Origin of the sequence: Blastococcus sp. KM273129 (genome assembly GCF_021698995.1) — a bacterium.
Lineage (GTDB): Bacteria > Actinomycetota > Actinomycetes > Mycobacteriales > Geodermatophilaceae > Blastococcus.
In genome coordinates this window covers 1-16751 of record NZ_SSXB01000027.1, presented here as the reverse complement: position 1 = coordinate 16751, position 16751 = coordinate 1, and the positions used below count along the sequence as shown (strand labels likewise).

General features: G+C 75.6%; 17 protein-coding genes and 1 tRNA gene. 11 read left to right on the top strand and 7 right to left on the bottom strand.

What is annotated here, in order from left to right; translation table 11 throughout:
- Positions 1-376: 376 nt before the first annotated feature.
- The 3 genes from E9565_RS10065 to E9565_RS10055 all read left to right on the top strand — a co-directional run bounded on the left by E9565_RS10065 (position 377) and on the right by E9565_RS10055 (position 1381).
- The gene (locus E9565_RS10065; RefSeq protein WP_091934642.1) at positions 377-796 is read left to right on the top strand and encodes a DUF3052 domain-containing protein; all 420 of its coding nucleotides are present in this window, start codon (positions 377-379) and stop codon (positions 794-796) included.
- Between the two features lie 15 nt (positions 797-811).
- Positions 812-1273: a peroxiredoxin gene (locus E9565_RS10060; protein ID WP_236825738.1), complete on the top strand. Its 462-nt coding sequence runs from the start codon at positions 812-814 to the stop codon at positions 1271-1273.
- Between the two features lie 36 nt (positions 1274-1309).
- Positions 1310-1381, top strand: a tRNA-Val gene (locus tag E9565_RS10055).
- Between the two features lie 16 nt (positions 1382-1397).
- Here E9565_RS10055 and E9565_RS10050 read toward each other — a convergent pair.
- A complete protein-coding gene (locus tag E9565_RS10050) occupies positions 1398-2201 on the bottom strand; it encodes a triacylglycerol lipase (protein ID WP_236825739.1) in 804 nt (267 codons plus the stop codon).
- 207 nt (positions 2202-2408) lie between these two features.
- On the opposite strand from E9565_RS10050, the gene E9565_RS10045 reads away from it, so the two are divergent.
- Positions 2409-3320, top strand: coding sequence for an alpha/beta fold hydrolase (locus E9565_RS10045; RefSeq protein ID WP_236825740.1), 912 nt, complete (start codon positions 2409-2411; stop codon positions 3318-3320).
- On the opposite strand, the gene E9565_RS10040 is transcribed toward E9565_RS10045, so the two are convergent.
- The 4 genes from E9565_RS10040 to E9565_RS10025 form a co-directional block, all read right to left on the bottom strand.
- The gene (locus tag E9565_RS10040) at positions 3301-4329 is read right to left on the bottom strand and encodes an NAD-dependent epimerase/dehydratase family protein (protein WP_236834876.1); all 1029 of its coding nucleotides are present in this window, start codon (positions 4327-4329) and stop codon (positions 3301-3303) included. The two genes, E9565_RS10045 and E9565_RS10040, sit on opposite strands and share 20 nt — an antisense overlap.
- Positions 4326-5774 carry a wax ester/triacylglycerol synthase family O-acyltransferase gene (locus E9565_RS10035; RefSeq protein WP_236834904.1) on the bottom strand — a complete coding sequence of 483 codons (1449 nt, stop codon included), beginning with the start codon at positions 5772-5774 and terminating at the stop codon, positions 4326-4328. The genes E9565_RS10040 and E9565_RS10035 overlap by 4 nt, the downstream gene beginning before the upstream one ends.
- Positions 5775-5899: 125 nt before the next feature.
- A complete protein-coding gene (locus tag E9565_RS10030; RefSeq protein WP_236825742.1) occupies positions 5900-6856 on the bottom strand; it encodes an alpha/beta fold hydrolase in 957 nt (318 codons plus the stop codon).
- 49 nt (positions 6857-6905) lie between these two features.
- Entirely contained in the window at positions 6906-8867 is a 1962-nt protein-coding gene (locus tag E9565_RS10025; protein WP_236825743.1) for an FUSC family protein, read from the bottom strand.
- A 60-nt stretch (positions 8868-8927) separates the two neighbouring features.
- On the opposite strand from E9565_RS10025, the gene E9565_RS10020 reads away from it, so the two are divergent.
- The gene (locus tag E9565_RS10020; protein WP_236825744.1) at positions 8928-9740 is read left to right on the top strand and encodes a Nif3-like dinuclear metal center hexameric protein; all 813 of its coding nucleotides are present in this window, start codon (positions 8928-8930) and stop codon (positions 9738-9740) included.
- A 15-nt stretch (positions 9741-9755) separates the two neighbouring features.
- On the opposite strand, the gene E9565_RS10015 is transcribed toward E9565_RS10020, so the two are convergent.
- On the bottom strand, positions 9756-10532 hold the full coding sequence (locus tag E9565_RS10015; protein WP_236834874.1) for a hypothetical protein: 777 nt from the start codon (positions 10530-10532) through the stop codon (positions 9756-9758).
- A gap of 63 nt (positions 10533-10595) precedes the next feature.
- Here E9565_RS10015 and E9565_RS10010 point away from each other — a divergent pair, with 63 nt between their 5' ends.
- From E9565_RS10010 to E9565_RS09995, 4 genes are read left to right on the top strand one after another with little or no spacing between them, the layout of a single operon-like run.
- A complete protein-coding gene (locus E9565_RS10010; protein ID WP_236825746.1) occupies positions 10596-12398 on the top strand; it encodes a carbon starvation protein A in 1803 nt (600 codons plus the stop codon).
- Positions 12395-12787 carry a hypothetical protein gene (locus E9565_RS10005; protein ID WP_236825747.1) on the top strand — a complete coding sequence of 131 codons (393 nt, stop codon included), beginning with the start codon at positions 12395-12397 and terminating at the stop codon, positions 12785-12787. Before E9565_RS10010 ends, E9565_RS10005 begins: the two co-directional genes overlap by 4 nt.
- A 24-nt stretch (positions 12788-12811) precedes the next feature.
- The gene (locus E9565_RS10000; RefSeq protein ID WP_236828808.1) at positions 12812-13552 is read left to right on the top strand and encodes a zinc ribbon domain-containing protein; all 741 of its coding nucleotides are present in this window, start codon (positions 12812-12814) and stop codon (positions 13550-13552) included.
- The gene (locus E9565_RS09995; RefSeq protein ID WP_236834872.1) at positions 13549-14643 is read left to right on the top strand and encodes a bifunctional RNase H/acid phosphatase; all 1095 of its coding nucleotides are present in this window, start codon (positions 13549-13551) and stop codon (positions 14641-14643) included. Before E9565_RS10000 ends, E9565_RS09995 begins: the two co-directional genes overlap by 4 nt.
- Before the next feature lie 44 nt (positions 14644-14687).
- Here the strand turns inward: E9565_RS09995 and E9565_RS09990 are convergent, their stop codons facing one another.
- Positions 14688-15443 (bottom strand): sulfite exporter TauE/SafE family protein, encoded by a 756-nt coding sequence (locus E9565_RS09990; protein ID WP_236834870.1) that lies wholly within the window; start codon positions 15441-15443, stop codon positions 14688-14690.
- Between the two features lie 24 nt (positions 15444-15467).
- Between E9565_RS09990 and E9565_RS09985 the strand changes: the two genes are divergently transcribed.
- Both E9565_RS09985 and E9565_RS09980 read left to right on the top strand, forming a co-directional pair.
- Entirely contained in the window at positions 15468-15827 is a 360-nt protein-coding gene (locus E9565_RS09985) for a hypothetical protein (RefSeq protein ID WP_236828805.1), read from the top strand.
- A gap of 20 nt (positions 15828-15847) precedes the next feature.
- Positions 15848-16567, top strand: a complete 720-nt coding sequence (locus E9565_RS09980; protein WP_236828804.1) for a PIG-L deacetylase family protein — start codon at positions 15848-15850, stop codon at positions 16565-16567.
- The last annotated feature ends 184 nt before the right edge of the window (positions 16568-16751 follow it).

Sequence of the window (16751 nt, the reverse complement as noted above, 5' to 3'; positions counted from 1 at the left end):
CGTCACGTCCCGACCCCATCTGCGGGCGAAGTCGTGTCGGGCGGACACGCGCGCCGCGCACCGGTGCACTCGGTGCGCGCAGGCTTGCGCCCCGCCCGCTATGCCCTACGCTTCCGCCTGCGGTGCCTCGACAGGACGGCGCCGTCCGGATGTACGGCCGCGAGGGCCGGGCGACGGGCGCTCGACGACAGCGAGAGGGGTGACATGACCGGGGTGCGGGTGGTTCTCCCGCTGGTCGTGTCGATCGCCGCCGCGTGTCGGTCCACCGCCCGCACGGTCCGTCCGTGACGCGGCCCCGCGTGGTCGCCGGCCCGGCCGGGCACCGTCCACCCCACACCAGGCCAGCAGCAGGCCGACCCATGGAGGAGCAGCAGGGATGAGCGTCGACAGCACCGGCATGGCGGCCCGGTTGGGCATCAAGCCGGGCATGGTCGTGCAGGAGCTCGGCTGGAGCGAGGACGCCGACGAGGACCTGCGCGACTCGATCGTCGAGGCCTCCGGCAGCGAGATGGTGGACGAGGACACCGACGAGGTGGCCGACGTCGTCGTCCTCTGGTGGCGGGAGGACGACGGCGACCTGTTCGACGCCCTCACCGACGCGCTGACCTCGCTGGCCGACGAGGGCGTCGTCTGGCTGCTGGTGCCCAAGTCGGGCCGGCCCGGGCACGTCGAGCCGGGTGACGTCACCGAGGTCGCCCCCACGGCCGGGCTCTCGCAGACCAGCAGCATCTCCGCGGCCAAGGACTGGTCGGGCATCCGGCTGGTCACCCCCAAGGCGGCCCGCAGCCGGCGCTGAGGCACGATCGGGGGCATGAGCCTCTCCGTCGGTGACCGCGCGCCCGAGTTCAGCCTCCCGGACCAGGACAAGCAGGTGGTGTCCCTGGCCGATCTCCGCGGCACCCCCGTGCTGCTGGTCTTCTACCCCTTCGCCTTCTCCGGCATCTGCACCGGCGAGCTCTGCCAGCTGCGCGACGAGCTGGCCAACTACACGGACGCGGGCGTGACGGTGCTGGCCATCAGCACCGACCCGGTCTTCAGCCTCAAGGCGTTCAAGGCGCAGGAGGGCTTCGACTTCCCGCTGCTCTCGGACTTCTGGCCGCACGGCACCGTGGCCCAGGCCTACGGAGTGTTCAACGAGAAGGCCGGCATGGCGCTGCGCGGCACGTTCCTGGTCGACGCCGAGGGTGCGATCGCCTTCGCCGAGGTCAACGGCCCCGGCGACGCCCGCGAGCAGTCCGGCTGGAAGGACGCCGTCGCTGCCCTCGCGGGCTGAGACGGGGCGCCCGGGGCTCCTACCCTAGGGCGCGCGGGGCGTGTAGCTCAGCGGTAGAGCTCTCGGCTTACAACCGAGCGGTCGCAGGTTCGAACCCTGTCGCGCCCACCCGTGCCGTCGCCGGTCAGGCCGCCGCGGCGTCGACCGGGCCCGTCGCGGCGGGCTCGGCGGGCTTCGGGAAGGCCGGGCGCAGGAACGCCGGCGCCTTGAACGGGGCCCACTCGCCCTCGGGCTGGGCCAGCCGGTCGGCGATCGCCCACAGCGCCGCCGGGTGGTGCCCGATGCCCAGGTGGCTCGCGGTGACCGCGATGTTCTCGCAGCGCTCGCCCGGGGTGTTCAGGCAGGTCTGCCAGTGCACGATCCCGTCGTAGTGCGAGTAGATCGAGGTCGCCGGCACCGGCAGCGGGCACCCCTCGGGCTCCAGCGGGAACTCCCGCTGCTCCACGTGCAGGTGTGCGTACCGGTCGAACGCCTTCGAGGCGCGGGTCTGGGTGTGCCGCTCGATGCGGAACGGGCTGCCCAGCGTGATCACCTGACGCACCGCGTCGGGGCACTGGCGGGCGAGGTCGCGGGCGAAGATGCCGCCCAGGCTCCAGCCGATGACCGTGAGCTCGCGGCGGTAGCGGTTGTGCAGGTAGTCCAGCTTGTCGCGCATCCCGTTGACGCAGACCGCGGTGGGGCCGATGTTGCGCCCCAGCCCCCACCCGTGCACCCGGTAGCCCAGCCGCCGCAGCGTGGCCCGGAGCACGCGGGTCGAGGTGTCGTCGGCGAGCAGGCCGGGGAGGACCAGCACGGGGTGGCCGTCGCCCTTCGGCAGCCGCTGGGCGAGCGGGCGGGCCGCCAGGTAGAGGCCGTAGTCCGCGAACGCCCGCGTCGGCTCGCTCAGGTAGAGCGGGAGCGCCGGACCATCACCCTGCAGTCGTGCCACGTCGTCCTCCTGGCTGCCGTCCGTTCGTGGAAGGGCACTACCAAGATGCGGTCTGGCTCACACCTGGCGGCCAGGACGCGCAGGCACATGTTGCCGAACTGTGTCCTGGGTCATAGCGGACGCCTTCGTCCGGATCTGCCGGGCCGGGGCGGCGCTGCGGCCGCCGGCACCACGTGCCACCGTACGGACGACGACGGAGGGAGCAGGATGCGCGAGGACGCGACGCCGGGGCGGAGCTGCACGGTCGACCTCGGGGGCCCGGTGCACTACCTGGACTTCGGGGGAGCCGACGACGGACCGCCGGTGGTGCTGGTGCACGGGCTGGGTGGTTCGCACCTCAACTGGGACCTCGTGGCCCCGGCGCTGCGGGAGCACGGTCGGGTGCTGGCGCTGGACCTGCCCGGTTTCGGCCGCAGCGAGCCCGGTGGGCGCACGGCCAGCGTGCCGGCCAACGTCGCGGTGCTGCACCGCTTCCTCACCGAGGTGGTGGGGGAGCCGGCGGTGCTCGTCGGCAACTCGATGGGCGGCATGATCTCGATCCTCGAGACCGGTGAGCACCCCGAGGCGGTCCGCGGTCTGGTGCTGCTCGACCCCGCCGTCCCCGGCGCCCGCCGGGCGCTCGACCCCCGCGTCGCGGTGATGTTCGCGCTGTACGCGATCCCCTTCGTCGGCGAGCGCTTCCTGTGGTGGCGGCGGCAGCGGACGTCGGCCCTGGCCCGCGTGCGGGAGATGCTGGAGCTCGTCGGCGTCGACCCCGGGCGGGTGCCCGCCGACGTCATCGACCGGTCGGTGTCCCTGCTGGAGGAGCGGCGCGACGTCCAGGGCATGGACCGCGCGTTCCTCGCCGCCGCCCGCTCGCTGCTGCGCGTGCTCGCCGATCCGCGCCGGTACCGGGCCGCGATGGCCTCGATCGACGTCCCGGTGCTGCTGGTCCACGGCGACCGCGACCGGCTGGTGCCCGTGGCGGCCGCCCGCGACATCGCCCGGCGGCACCCGGACTGGCGCTACGCGGAGTGGTCCGGCGTCGGGCACGTGCCGCAGCTGCAGGAGCCGGAGCGGCTGGTCGCGGAGGTGGGCGACTGGATGCGGGACGCGGAGCTCACCGGTTCCCGGGCCTGAGCGTGTCGCGCAGCGCCTCCAGCCCGGTGTAGCGCGGACGCCAGCCGAGCTCCTCGCGGGCCCGGGTGGTGTCCATGATCGCCGGCCGGCTCGCCGCCTCCACCCACTCCGCCGCGGGCGGCAGGAACGGCAGCCGGGAGAAGGCGCGGGCGGCGGCCTGCGCCGGCGCGGCCGGCAGCGGGATGGCCAGCGCGCCGAACTCCCGGGCGACGTCGGCGGCGGTCAGGACGCCCTCGCCGGCGATGTTGTAGGCGCCGGGCGGGCCGGCGCCGAGCACGCACAGGAGCAGCGCCTGCCCGACGTCGTCCTGGTGCACGAACTGCAGCGGGTGCTGCGGCACCAGCAGCGGCACGGGGACCGGCAGCCGCCGCGGCCGGCCGAAGAGCCGGCGCCCCACCGGGGCCAGCGGGCCGGGCAGCACGTCCTTCCCGCCGACGGCGTGCGGGCCCAGCACGACCGGCGGGCGGAGCAGGTACAGGTCCAGCCCCGGGGCGGCCGCGGACTCCTCGTCGAGCAGCTGCTCGAGCTCGGCCTTCTCCTGGGCGTAGAACAGCCGCGAGGCGGGGCGCACCGGCCACTCCTCGGGGATGAGCTCCGGGTTGTCGCGGTGGAAGCCGTAGGCGGCGACCGAGGAGGCGTAGACGAAGCGCCGGGCACCGACCGCGGCCGCCGCCCGGAAGACGTTCAGGGTCCCGTCGACGTTGACCGCGCGGGTCGTCTGCCGGGAGGCGTTGCCGGTGATGAGGAAGGCCAGGTGGACGACGACGTCGGCGCCGGCGAAGGCCTCGCGCAGCGCCTCGGGGTCGCGCACGTCGCCCTGCCGGTACGTCATCTTCGTCCAGCCCCGCTCGGCCGGGTCGAACGGCCGGCGGGCCATCCCGATGACGGATCCGACGCGGTCGTCCTCCTGCAGCAGCGGCACCAGGCCGGCGCCGAAGGTCCCCGTCGGCCCGGTGACGGCGACGGTCAGCCCGCGCGCGCGGCCCCCGCGCGGCTTCGCCGGGCTCACCGGGCAGCTGCCGGGGCGGTCGGCTTCCCGCCGGTGGGCCGCTCCACCGGCGGGGTCGCCTCCGCCGCCCGGGCCAGCTCGAGCAGCTCCTCGATGCCGCGGCGGATCCCGCCGGAGAGGACGTCGACGTCGGGAAAGGCGTCGAAGTCGGCGTTGATGCCGAAGGTCATCGTGTCCAGGTAGCTGAAGATCCCGATGGAGCAGCGGGTGCCGCCGGCGATGGGCACGTAGGCGTGCGCGGAGCACATCCGCTTGCCCAGCACGTACAGCGGCACGCGCGGGCCGGGGACGTTCGTCGTCACCGCCTGGCACCACATCTGGCCGGTCTGCATGGCGGCGCGCACGCCCAGGGAGAGCAGCGTCGGGGCCACGAAATCGCCCATCGCGATGATCGAGGGGACGTCGACGGCCTGCATCGCCCTCTTGTACTCGTCCATCTGGCCCCGGATCGTCCGCAGCCGGGAGGCCGGGTCCGGGTCGCCGACGGGCAGGTCGACGAAGACGGCGGAGACCCGGTTGTCCAGCGAGCCGCGCTGCTGCTGCGAGCGCACCGACACCGGCACCATCGAGCGCACCACCAGGTGCTCCGAGGAGAGCTCGCCACGGGCCTTGAGCAGGTCGCGGAACCCGCGCGTGATGGCGGTGAGGACGACGTCGTTGACCGTGCCGCCGAGCGCGGTCCGCACGGTGCGGAACTCCTCGAACCGGCCCTGGGTCCACGCCCAGCGCCGGTGGGGGCCGATGTGCCCGTTGAGCGACCGGGCGGTCGGGGTGATCGCCTGCTTGGCCAGCGAGGGCACGGTGCGGGCGAGGGTGCGGCCGGACTCGGTCAGCCCGCGAACGTTGCGGACGGCGCCGCTCACCGTCGGCAGGGAGGCGAGGGTGCGCAGCGGCTGGGTCGCCGCCTCGGTGACCGCGCCGGCGACGAGGGAGAGCGTGGAGGGGTCGCGCCGCGGCGTCCAGTCGCGGGGGTCGTCGTGGGTGGCGTCCGGGTCCAGGTCGAACATCAGCTGCATGAGGTCGGTGCCGGCGACGCCGTCGACCATGCAGTGGTGCACCTTGGAGATCAGCGCCCAGCGCCCCTCGGCCAGGCCCTCCACCAGCCACAGCTCCCAGAGCGGCTTGGCCATGTCGAGGCGCTGGCCGAGCACGCGGCCGGCCAGGTTGCGCAGCTGCTCGTCACCGCCGGGCGAGGGCACCGCGGTGTGCCGCACGTGGTAGAGGATCTGGAAGTGGGGGTCGTCGACCCACATCGGGCGGCCGAGCTGCAGCGGCACCTCCCGCACCCGCTGCCGGTACCGCGGGACCAGCGGCAGCTTGCTCAGCAGCAGCCGCACGACGTCGCCGTAGCTGGGGGCCGGGCCCTCGAAGACCGCGACCGACCCCACGTGCATGGGGGTGTTCTCGCTCTCGGCGAAGTAGAACCCGCTGTCGAGGGCACTCATCCGGTCCACGTCTCACTCCTCGGCCGTTCCGGTTCAGGAGCCGCCGACGTTAGGTGTGGTCCTGCGGGCACGCACATCGACCGTGTGGCGGCGGCCACATCGTGCCTGCCCGGGACCGCCACCGGTCAACCCGCCCGGCGCCCCTCGACCTCGACCCGGTCGAGCAGCCCGGCGAAGGCGCGGTTGACCACCTCGGTGCGGGTCAGGTTGACGCTGTGCCCGGCCCCGGGGACGACGGTCAGCTCCGCACCCACGGCCTCGGCGATCCGGCGGCCGTGCGCCTCGGGGGTGAGCCGGTCGTGGGTCGCCGCGACGACGGTGACCGGCACCCGGCGCAGCACCTCCAGCGCCTCGGCCTCGTCGTGGTCGAGGAAGGTCGCGTAGAAGGCCATCGTCACCGGCAGCGGGGTCTCCTCCAGCAGGTGCTGCACCATGCGCACGGAGCGCCGGTCGGCGTCGTCGCGCCCGAAGAGCAGCCGCCGGATGGCCCGCCGGCCGAGGAACGTGCCGCGCCGGCGTCGCCGCTCCAGCGCCGGGGCCAGTCGCTGCAGCAGCCAGAGGTACACCCGCAGCAGGTGCAGCCGGCGCAGCACCGCCACGAGGAACCCGGTGAGCCCGCCCACCAGCCCGCCCGCCGAGGTGGCGAGGAGGAACGCGCCGACGACGCGGCTGCCGAACAGCTCCGGTCGCTGCCGCGCCAGCGCCAGGATGCTCATGCCGCCCATCGAGTGGCCGGCCAGCACCACCGGCCCGGTCGGGGCGACGGCGTCGAGCACCTGGCCGAGGTCGCGGCCGGTGCGGTCGATGGTGGCCCGGGTGAGGGGCGTCCAGCCGGAGCGGCCGTGCCCGCGCTGGTCCCACAGCACGAGCCGGGCCCGGTCCCGCAGCGCCGGGCGCTGCGGCTCCCACTCCGCCAGGCGCGCCGTGAACCCGTGCGAGAGGACGACGGTGAGCGGGGCGTCCTCCCTGCCGTCGAACTCGACGTGCAGGTCCACGCCGTCGTCGGTGGTCACCGTCCGCGAGCCCGGTGGGGGCGGCCCGTCGAGCGAGGGGAGGGTCAGGATCGGGGGATCGGCGGCCACGGCGCCATCCCAGGGCCCCGCGGCGGGGGGCGCAACCGGGCGCGGCGGCTCAGTGCCCGCCACGGCGCCCGGGGGCGGCCTCGCGCACCAGCCGGCGGGCGGCGTCCACCTCGCGGGCCACCGGCGCCAGCACCCCCTCGGCGTGCAGCTCGGCGTCGTCGGGCACGCCGCGGGACCGGACGTCCTCCTCGAGCCCGCGGATCGCCCGGCGCAGCACGGCGACCTGGGCGAGGTCCGGGGCCGGCTCCCCGCGGCCGGCGATGACGGCCTCGGTGACCGCGTCGGAGGTGCGTTCCAGCTGCACGATCACCGGCCACCAGGCGGCGGCCCGTGTGCTGATCGGCGGCGGTTCGGCCAGCCGCCGCTGCAGCTGGGTCTGCAGCTCGGTGAGCGCGCGGTAGCTGCGCCGGCGGGCGCGGCGGCGCTCGGTCGGGCTGCCGGTGAACGCCGCCTCGACGAAGGCGTCCAGGGCCCGCGCGGCCTCGCGCAGCGCCTCGTCCAGCGGCGCCCGCCAGGTCTGCGGCCACAGCAGGTAGCCGAAGACCAGCACGATCGCGCAGCCGATCAGGGTGTCGAGCAGGCGCGCGCCGACCAGCCCCGGGCCGCCCGGCATCGCCAGGTCCAGCAGCAGGATGATCAGCGGCGTCTGGAACACCGAGAACAGCCCGAAGCTCGCGTCGCGGGCCCAGGGCAGCACCCCCGCCGCGCAGGCCAGCGCCAGCAGGACCCAGCCGTCGCGGGGCAGCACCGCGAGCAGCGCCGAGCCGAGCAGCACGCCGAGGAGCGTCCCGGCGCCGCGCTGCACCGCGCGGGTGAAGACCGAGCCGAAGTCGGGCTTCAGGACGATAGCGACGGTGAGCAGCACCCAGTACGGGCGCTCGATCGGCAGGTACTGGCGGGCGATCTCGGCGACGGTCATGCACAGCGCCAGGCGGACGGCGAATGCCCGGGCATCGGCGCTGGCCAGCGTGCGGTCGGCCAGGTCGTGGAGGCGGGTGCGGGCGTCCGGCCGCGGGGCCGCCGCGGCGGCGCCGGCCCGCTCCTCGGGGTCGCCGACGACGTTCCACACCAGCCGCACGCCGTGGCGGACCGCCCGGACGGCGGGGTGCCCCTGCTCCAGCGGAGGGGGCCGCTGGTCGGTGAGCTGCCCGCTGCCGGCGACCGCCGCCGCCAGGGAGTGCACCGCGGGGACGTCGCCGGGGTCGGCGGGCACCCCCGCGCGGGCGGCCGCGACCGCGCCCTCCACGAGCGGGGCCGCGGCGTTGAGGACCCCGGCCAGCTCGGAGAGCTCCCGGCTGCGCCCGGATGACCGGCTGCGGCTGCGGATCACCCGGTCGTACGCCGCGTTGAGCGCCTTCGTGAGCGCCCGGCGGGCCTCGGGCGCCGCGTCGCCGCCCACCGCTGCCAGCAGCTCGCCGATGCGGGTGAACACCGCCGCGACCGCCGCCCGGTCGGGGTCCAGCGGCTCGGTGCGGGCCTGCACCAGGGTCACGACCGTCGCCCACGCCGCCCCGCAGAGGAAGAAGCCGACCTCGGCGGCGACCGGCAGCGGCGTCTCCAGGCCCGAGGCGAGGGCGGTGTAGACCAGCAGCTGCAGCGCGCCCAGGGAGAGCGCGGCGCTCACCGCGCTGATCAGCGCGGCGGCGGCCGACAGCGCGGCGATGACGACGACCGGCCCCCAGCCGCCACCGCTGGCGTACTGGCCCACCAGCAGGCCGAGCGTGCCGAACGAGGTGGCGGCGAAGGTCCGGCGCAGCCGCTCGCGCAGCGGTCCGGGTTGCGGTGCGAGGCTCGCCGCCAGCGCGCCGATCGTGCCGAACACCCCGGCGCCGAGCGCTCCGCCGGCGTCGAGCCCGCCGCCCACCGCGAGGGCGAGGGCCAGGGGCGCGGGGACCGAGACGGCGAACCGGGCGACGTCGCGCCACGGCACCGGTGGGGGAGTGGTGCGCACCAGCTCCTCCAGCCAGGCCGGGGCCCGCAGCGACCGCTCCCGACGCCGCCGCTCTCCCACGGCGGAAGCTTGGCATTCCGGCGGACCGGCGGCGGCGCGGCCCGCCTACGCTGACCAGCCGTGACCGTGCAGCTCGGGAAGGTCCTCGCCGCCCTCGACGCCCGCTACGACCCCGCGCTCGCCGAGGGGTGGGACGCCGTCGGCCTGGTCTGCGGGGATCCCGCCGAGCCGGTGCGCTCGGTGCTGTTCGCGGTGGACCCGACGGCCGCCGTCGTCGACGAGGTGGTCGCGACCGGCGCGCAGCTGCTCGTCACCCACCACCCGCTGTTCCTGACGCCGGTGCACGGCGTGCCCGCCGACGACCCGCGGGGGCGGCTGGTGCACCGGCTGGTCCGGGCCGGGGCCGCGCTGTTCGTCGCGCACACCAACGCCGACCGGGCCCCGGGGTGCGGGGTCAACGACGCGCTGGCCGGCGCGCTCGGGCTCGAGGACGCCGTGCCGCTGGAGCCCTCGCCCGCGGACCCGCGGGCGGGCCTCGGCCGGGTCGGCCGGCTGCCGGAGCCGATGACGCTGCGGGCCTTCGCCGAGCACGCGGCCGCGGCCCTGCCGGCCACGGCCGGGGGCGTGCGGGCCGCCGGGGACCCCGACCGGAGGATCGCCACCGTCGCGGTGTGCGGCGGCAGCGGCGGCTCGCTGCTGGGCGCGGCCGCCGCGGCCGGCGCCGACGTGCTGCTCACCAGCGACCTGAAGCACCACCCGGTCTCCGACGCGCGCGAGGTGACCGGGCCGGCGCTGTGCGACGTCGCGCACTGGGCGTCGGAGTGGCCGTGGCTGCCGGTGGCCGCGGACCGGCTGCGCCGGGACCTGGACGACGCCGTGGCGGTCGCCGTCGCCGCCACGCGGACCGACCCCTGGACCTCCCGCGCGGGCTGACCCGGCGGCTGCGGCTCAGCCGTGGCCGGCCGCGCGCAGGGCCTGCACGCAGGTGCGCTCGAGCGAGCGCTGCCGGCGGATCCGCGCCAGCAGGCCGGGTACCGGCTCCAGCTGCCGGGTCGCGGCCGGGCGGACCCCGCTCAGCCGGCCGCCGGCGTAGCGGCCCGTGGTGGTGTGCACGGTCCAGCGCTCGACGTCGGGTACCGAGAGCTCCTGCCCGACCAGCACCGCCGGGCCGGCCACCCCGGCCGGTCCGCCCCGCAGCTCCAGCGGCTCGGCGTCCCAGCCGGCGACCCGCACGGTGCGCACGTGCAGCCCGCCGTCGTCGACCCCCAGGACGGCGTCGGCCGGCCCCTCGCGCCGGTCGACCGGGACGACGGACTCCGCGTCGAGGACCAGCACCAGGCGCGGCAGGTACCACCAGTGCTCGCGGCGGAGCATGTGCGAGTCGGCGAGCGCCCGCGACGGCGGGTGCTTGCGGAGCTCCTGGTCGAGCAGCTCCTCGGCGAACAGCTCCCCGGTGCCGTCCTCGACCAGGGTGAGCCGCCCGGTGAGGGCCAGGGGGGACCACCGCGACCCGGTGAGGCGCGGGTCGGAGAGCACCAGCGCGGCGGAACCGGCGGCCGCGGCCGCGCGGGCGGTGGCCACCTGGGCCCAGGGCAGCGCGACGGCCGCCCGGCCGCCGAGCACGAGCGGGACGACGCCGGCGGCGCCCGGCGCGCCGCCGGGCACGGTCCACAACAGTTCGGCCACGCCTGCGGCGTGGACGGAGGCCAGACTTGTGGTGTCCATCGCCTGGATGTCTACTCCCTCCGACGGCGGCGACGTGGCCGCCCGTGGACCTGGGGGTTCGCCGTGCCCGCGTTCGTCGTGGCCGCCGTGGTCGGGGTGCTGTTCTTCCTCGGCTACCGGTACTACTCCAGCTACCTGGCCCGGAAGGTGTACGCCCTCGACCCGGCGTTCGTCACCCCGGCCCACCAGTTCAACGACGGCAACGACTTCGTGCCGACGAACAAGCACGTGCTCTTCGGCCACCACTTCACCTCGGTGGCCGGGGCGGCGCCGATCGTCGGGCCGGCGATCGCGGTGTTCTGGGGCTGGGGCCCGGCACTGACCTGGATCGTCCTGGGCACCATCTTCGCCGCCGGCGTCCACGACTTCGGCGCCCTGGCGGTGTCGGTCCGGCACAAGGCCAAGAGCATCGGCACCCTGGCCGGGGAGGTCATCAACGGCCGGGCGCGCAAGCTGTTCCTGGCGATCATCTTCTTCCTGCTGACGCTGGTGAACGCGGTGTTCGCCGTCGTCATCGGCAACCTGTTCGTCGCCAACCCGGGCGCGGTCATCCCGATCGTGCTGGAGATCCCGCTGGCGATCGCGATCGGCGTCTACATCTACCGGACCCGCTCCTCGGCGCTGCTGCCCTCGATCGTCGGCGTGCTGGTGCTCTACGCGCTGATCCTCGTCGGCAACGAGTTCCCGATCTCCCTCGACGGGCTCGCCGACGCGCTCGGCGTGGAGCAGACGCGCAACGTCTGGGTGGTCCTGCTCTTCGCGTACACCTGGATCGCCTCGCGCATCCCGGTGTGGGTGCTGCTCCAGCCGCGCGACTACATCAACAGCCACCAGCTGTTCATCGCCCTCGGCGTGATCGCGCTCGGCGTCATCGTCGGCATGAACACCATCGCGGCCCCGGTGGTCAACGACGTGCCCGAGGGGTCGCCGAGCTTCTTCCCGTTCCTCTTCATCACCATCGCCTGCGGGGCGATCTCCGGGTTCCACTCGCTGGTCTCGTCGGGGACGACGTCCAAGCAGCTGGACAAGGAGCCCGACGCCCGGTACGTCGGCTACATGGGTGCCGTCGGCGAGGGCTCCCTGGCCACCGGCGCGGTCCTGGCCGCCACGGCGGGGGTCGCGGCCTCGCAGGCCGACTGGGAGGCGCTCTACCCGGACTTCGCGACGGCGTCGAGCGGTGCGACCGGCAACTTCGTCAACGGCGTCGCCGCCTTCGCCAACAACCTGGCCGTCCCGCTCGACCTGGCGACGATCTTCGCCGCCGTCGTCGTCATCAGCTTCGCGGCGACGACGATGGACACCGGCGTCCGGCTGCAGCGCTACGTCGTCCAGGAGATCGGCGAGCTGATCGGGGTGCGGGCGCTGTCGCGCAACCTCACGCTGGCGACCACCGTCGCGGTGCTCATCCCGCTGGGCATGGCGCTGCTGCCCGGCGGCGGCGAGGCCGGTTACACCTTCGGTGTCCTGTGGCAGCTGTTCGGCACGACCAACCAGCTCACGGCGGGGCTCGCGCTCTCGGTGATCGCGGTGTGGATCACCCGGCGCGGCCGCAACCCGATCGCGGCGCTCGTCCCGCTGGTGTTCCTGCTGGCGATGACCACCTGGGCGCTGGTCGTGAACCTGCGCAACTTCGTCCGGGACGACCAGTGGGTGCTCGCGCCGCTGGACGCGCTGATCTTCGTGCTGGCGGTGTGGCTGATCGTCGAGGCGGCGATCGCGCTCCTCGCGGCGCGGCGGGAGCGGCCGGCCACCGTGGACGCCGGCGGGACCGGGGGCGGCCGGGAATCGGTCGTGGCCCGGGCCAACCCCGACGACGCGGTGTCCGACCGGCCGGTCGGTGGGCCGGACCGGGACGGCCGCGGGTGACCCGGGTCGTCCTCGTCCGGGGGCCGCGCGCGGCCTCCGGGTCGGGCGGCTGCTGCGGTGGCGAGGTCCGGCCCTTCGACGAGGGCGGCTCGCACCGCCACGTCCCGCCGGCGGACGCGGTCGGCGACGTGTACCGCGCGCTGCGCGCCCGGCTGCCGGACGACGTCGCCATCGAGGTGGTGTCGCCGTCGAACTGGCTGTGGCTGGTGCCGGAGCTGGTCCGGGCCGGGCGCCGCCGCGGGTTGCGGGGTGCCGCGCTGCGCCGCTCGGTGCGCGCGGGCATGGCCGTGGAGTCCCTCGTCGTGGACGGCGTGGTGGTCGCCTCGGGCGGGTTGCCCGAGCCGGGGGCCGCCGTCGCCGCGGTGGAGGCCGAGCTGGCGTTGCGCTGACCGGGCCGCAGGTAGGTTGACCTCGTGAAGGTGGACCATTTCGAGCAGCAGAAGCTCCTGGAGCTCGCGGCGGAGGACGTCGCGCTGACCCAGCTCGCCCACCGGCGCCGGACCCTGCCGGAGGCGGCGGCCGCGGAGGCCGCGGCGGAGACCGAGCGGACGCTCGCCGACGACGTCGTCCGGGCCGAGACCGAGGTGCGCGACCTGCAGCGCGAGGTCGCCCGCCTGGAGGCCGACGTCGAGACGGTCCGGCAGCGCGCGGCGCGCGACCAGCAGCGCCTGGACGCCGGCGGGGTCACCGCCCGGGAGACGACGAGCCTGCAGCTGGAGCTGGAGTCGCTGGCCCGGCGGCAGTCGACCCTGGAGGACCAGGAGCTCGAGCTGATGGAGCGGCTGGAGACCGCCGAGGCGACGCTGCGGGCGGCCCAGGAGGCGCGGGAGCAGGCGCGCGGCGAGCTGGAGCGTGCCCAGCAGCTGCGCGACGACGCGCTCGCCGACATCGCCGACGGCACCAGCCGGCACGAGAGCGCCCGCGCCGCGGTCGCCGGTGGCCTGCCCGCGCCGCTGCTGGCGCTGTACGACCGGGTGCGCGCGCAGACCGGCACGACCGGCGCGGCGATGCTCCGCGCCCGCCAGTGCCAGGGGTGCCGCATCGAGCTCAACGGCCGGGAGCTGGCGGCGGTCCGCAACGCCGACCCGCACGAGGTGGTCCGGTGCGAGAACTGCGGGCGGATCCTGGTCCGCACCGCCGAGAGCGGCCTGTGAGCCGCCGGTTCGTCGTGGAGGCCGACGGCGGTTCGCGGGGCAACCCGGGGCCGGCCGGCTACGGCGCCCTCGTGCGGGACGCGGACACCGGGCGGGTGCTGGCCGAGCGCGCCGCGTCGGTGGGCCGCGCGACCAACAACGTCGCCGAGTACGGCGGGCTGGTCGCCGGGCTGCAGGCGGCGCTGGACCTCGACGCCTCGGCCGAGGTCGAGGTGCGCATGGACTCCAAGCTGGTCGTCGAGCAGATGTCGGGGCGCTGGAAGATCAAGCACCCCGACATGCAGCAGCTGGCGTTGCAGGCCCGCGCGATCGCCCGGAAGCTGGGCGGCGTCCGCTACACGTGGGTGCCGCGCGCGCAGAACGGCGCCGCCGACGCCCTGGCCAACAGCGCGATGGACGGCCGGCCGGTGCACCGGGACGCCGCCGCGGAGCCCACCGTGAGCGAGGACGACGTCCAGCCGACCGCGGAGCCGGCGCCCGTCGTCACCACCGTCACGCACCTGCTGCGCCACGGGCAGACCGAGCACACCCCCGAGCGCCGGTTCAGCGGCCGCAACGAGCTGCCGCTGTCGCGGACCGGCCGGGCCGAGGCGGAGGCGGCGGGGGAGCGGGCCGCGCAGCTCGGCATCGACGTCGTCGTCGCCTCGCCGCTGCGCCGCACCCGGGAGACCGCCGAGATCGTGGCCGCGCGGCTGGGCCTCCTGGTCGAGTTCGACGACGACCTGGTCGAGCTGGACTTCGGCGACCTCGAGGGGCTCACCGCCGACGAGGCGCGGGCCCGGCACCCCCTGGGCGTGCGCCGGTTCATGGCCGACGTGACGGTGGCCGCTCCCGGTGGGGAGTCGATCGCCGACGTCGCCCGCCGGGTGGCCGCCGCGCGGCAGCGGGTCCTCAGCCGGCACGCGGGGCGGACCGTCCTGGTCGTCAGCCACGTCACGCCGATCAAGCTGCTGCTCGCCGCCGGGCTCGGTGCGGGCGACGACGTCGTCCACCGGGTGTTCCTGGAGGCGGCGTCGCTGTGCACCGTGACCTGGTCCTCCGACGGGCGCTCGTCGGTGCGGCTGCTGAACGACACCGCGCACCTGCGCTGAGGTCCCGGGCGCCGGCGGGCCGGCGTTGCCGGGCGGCGGCCGGGTCAGATGCGGAGGAACAGGTAGACCGAGACGGCGAGCCCGAAGACGACGATGAACGCGCGCAGCGGCGTGACGGGGATGCGGGTGGCGATCCGGGCCCCGAGGAACCCGCCGACGAGACCGGCCGGGGCGGCCACGGCCACCGCCACCCAGTGCACGTCGCCGAAGAGGCCGAAGACGACGAGGGTGACCGTGGCGGTGACCGCGGAGAGCGCCGACTTCAGGGCGTTGGCCAGCTTGAGCCGCCCCAGCCCCAGGCCGAGGACGGCGACCAGGATCACGCCCAGCGCACCGCCGAAGTAGCCCCCGTAGATCGTCGCGGCGAGCAGGGCGAGGTAGAGCCACCAGGGGTTGTGCGTCCCGTCACCCCCGGGGCGGACGCCCAGCTTCCTCGTGAGGACCTGCTGCACGGCCAGCAGCAGGCTGGCCAGCAGCACCAGCAGGGGAACGACCACGTCGAACGCGGACGACGGCAGGACCAGCAGCAGGATGCTGCCGATCGTCCCGCCGACGACGGCGACCAGCGAGAACAGCAGCAGCCGCCGGAACTGCCCCCGGTACTCGCGGCGGAAGCCCACCACGCCGCCGAGGTAGCCGGGCCACTGGGCGACGGAGTTGGTCACGTTTGCCTCGACGGTGCCCAGCCCGAGCGCCACCAGCGTGGGGAAGAGGATCAACGACCCGCCACCGGCGACGGAGTTCACGCCCCCGGCGAGGAGGGCCACGCCGGCCACCACCAGCAGGTCGACGGCGCTCACGGCGGGTCACCCTACGGTGGTCGGGTGCGGAAGCCGGGGAGCGCGACGTGGCTGGCAGTCCTGCTGGGCGGGTCGGGGGTGCTGCACCTGGTGCGCCCGCGCACGTACGAGTGGCTGGTGCCGCCGGAGCTCGGGCAGGCGCGCGCCTGGGTGCTGGCCAGCGGGGCCGCCGAGATCGGCACCGCGGCCCTCCTCGCCGCCCCGCGCAGCCGGCGGGCCGGTGGCTGGGCGGCCGCGGCGCTGCTGGTGGCGTTCGTGCCCGCGCACCTGCACCACCTGCGGCTCGGGCGCGGGAGACCGCCGGTGCTGGCCGCGGCCGCGGTGCGGCTGCCCCTGCAGGTCCCGCTGGTGGCGGCAGCGTTCCGGGTGGCCCGCGGACGCTGACCCGGGGGCAGACTCGGCACATGCCGCCCACCCGCATGCCCGACGACTGGCAGCGCGCCCTCGTCGTGGCCGCCCACCCCGACGACATCGAGTACGGCCTCGCCGCCGCCGTCGCCACCTGGACGGCCGGGGGCAAGGAGGTGCACTACCTCCTGGCTACCCGCGGCGAGGCGGGGATGGCCGGCGTCCCACCGGCGGAGGCAGGGCCGATCCGCGAGCAGGAGGAGCGGCGGTCGGCGGCGGTCGTCGGGGTCACCGAGGTGGAGTTCCTCGACCACCGGGACGGCGTGCTGGTCGCCGGGCCCGAGCTGCGCCGCGATCTCGCCGCGGCCATCCGGCGGCACCGGCCCGAGCTCGTCGTCACCGGGTACTTCGGGCCGACGTGGACCCCGCCGGGGGTGTCACCGGCCTACCTCAACTCCGCCGACCACCAGGCCCTCGGGCAGTCGGTGCTGGACGCCGTCGCCGATGCGGGCAACGAGTGGATCTTCCCGGAGCTCACCGAGGAGCGGTGGTCCGGCGTCCAGTACATCGCGGTCGGCGAGCTGACCGACCCGCCGCACGAGGTGGACGTCAGCGACCAGGTCGAGACGGCGGTCGCGTCGCTGGCCGAGCACCGGCGCTACCTGGAACTCCTCTCGGACGACCCGGTTGACGTGCAGGCCCGGCAGATCGTCGACATGTCCACGTTGACCGAGGACGGCCGGCGACGCGTGGGCTTCCGGCTCTACTGGGGGTAGGCCTCGTCGCCTGCTCGGCCTGCATGCCGGCAACCGCGGGCCCCGCCCACCCGGTCAGCACGGCTCGGGTCGCGCTGACCGGGTGGGTCAGAAGGGTGGTGGGTCGTCGTCGGGATCGGGTGTCCGGTCGGCCGGGTCCGGTGGTGGTTGGGGTGGTGTGGTGAGGACGCGGTAGCCCGGTGGG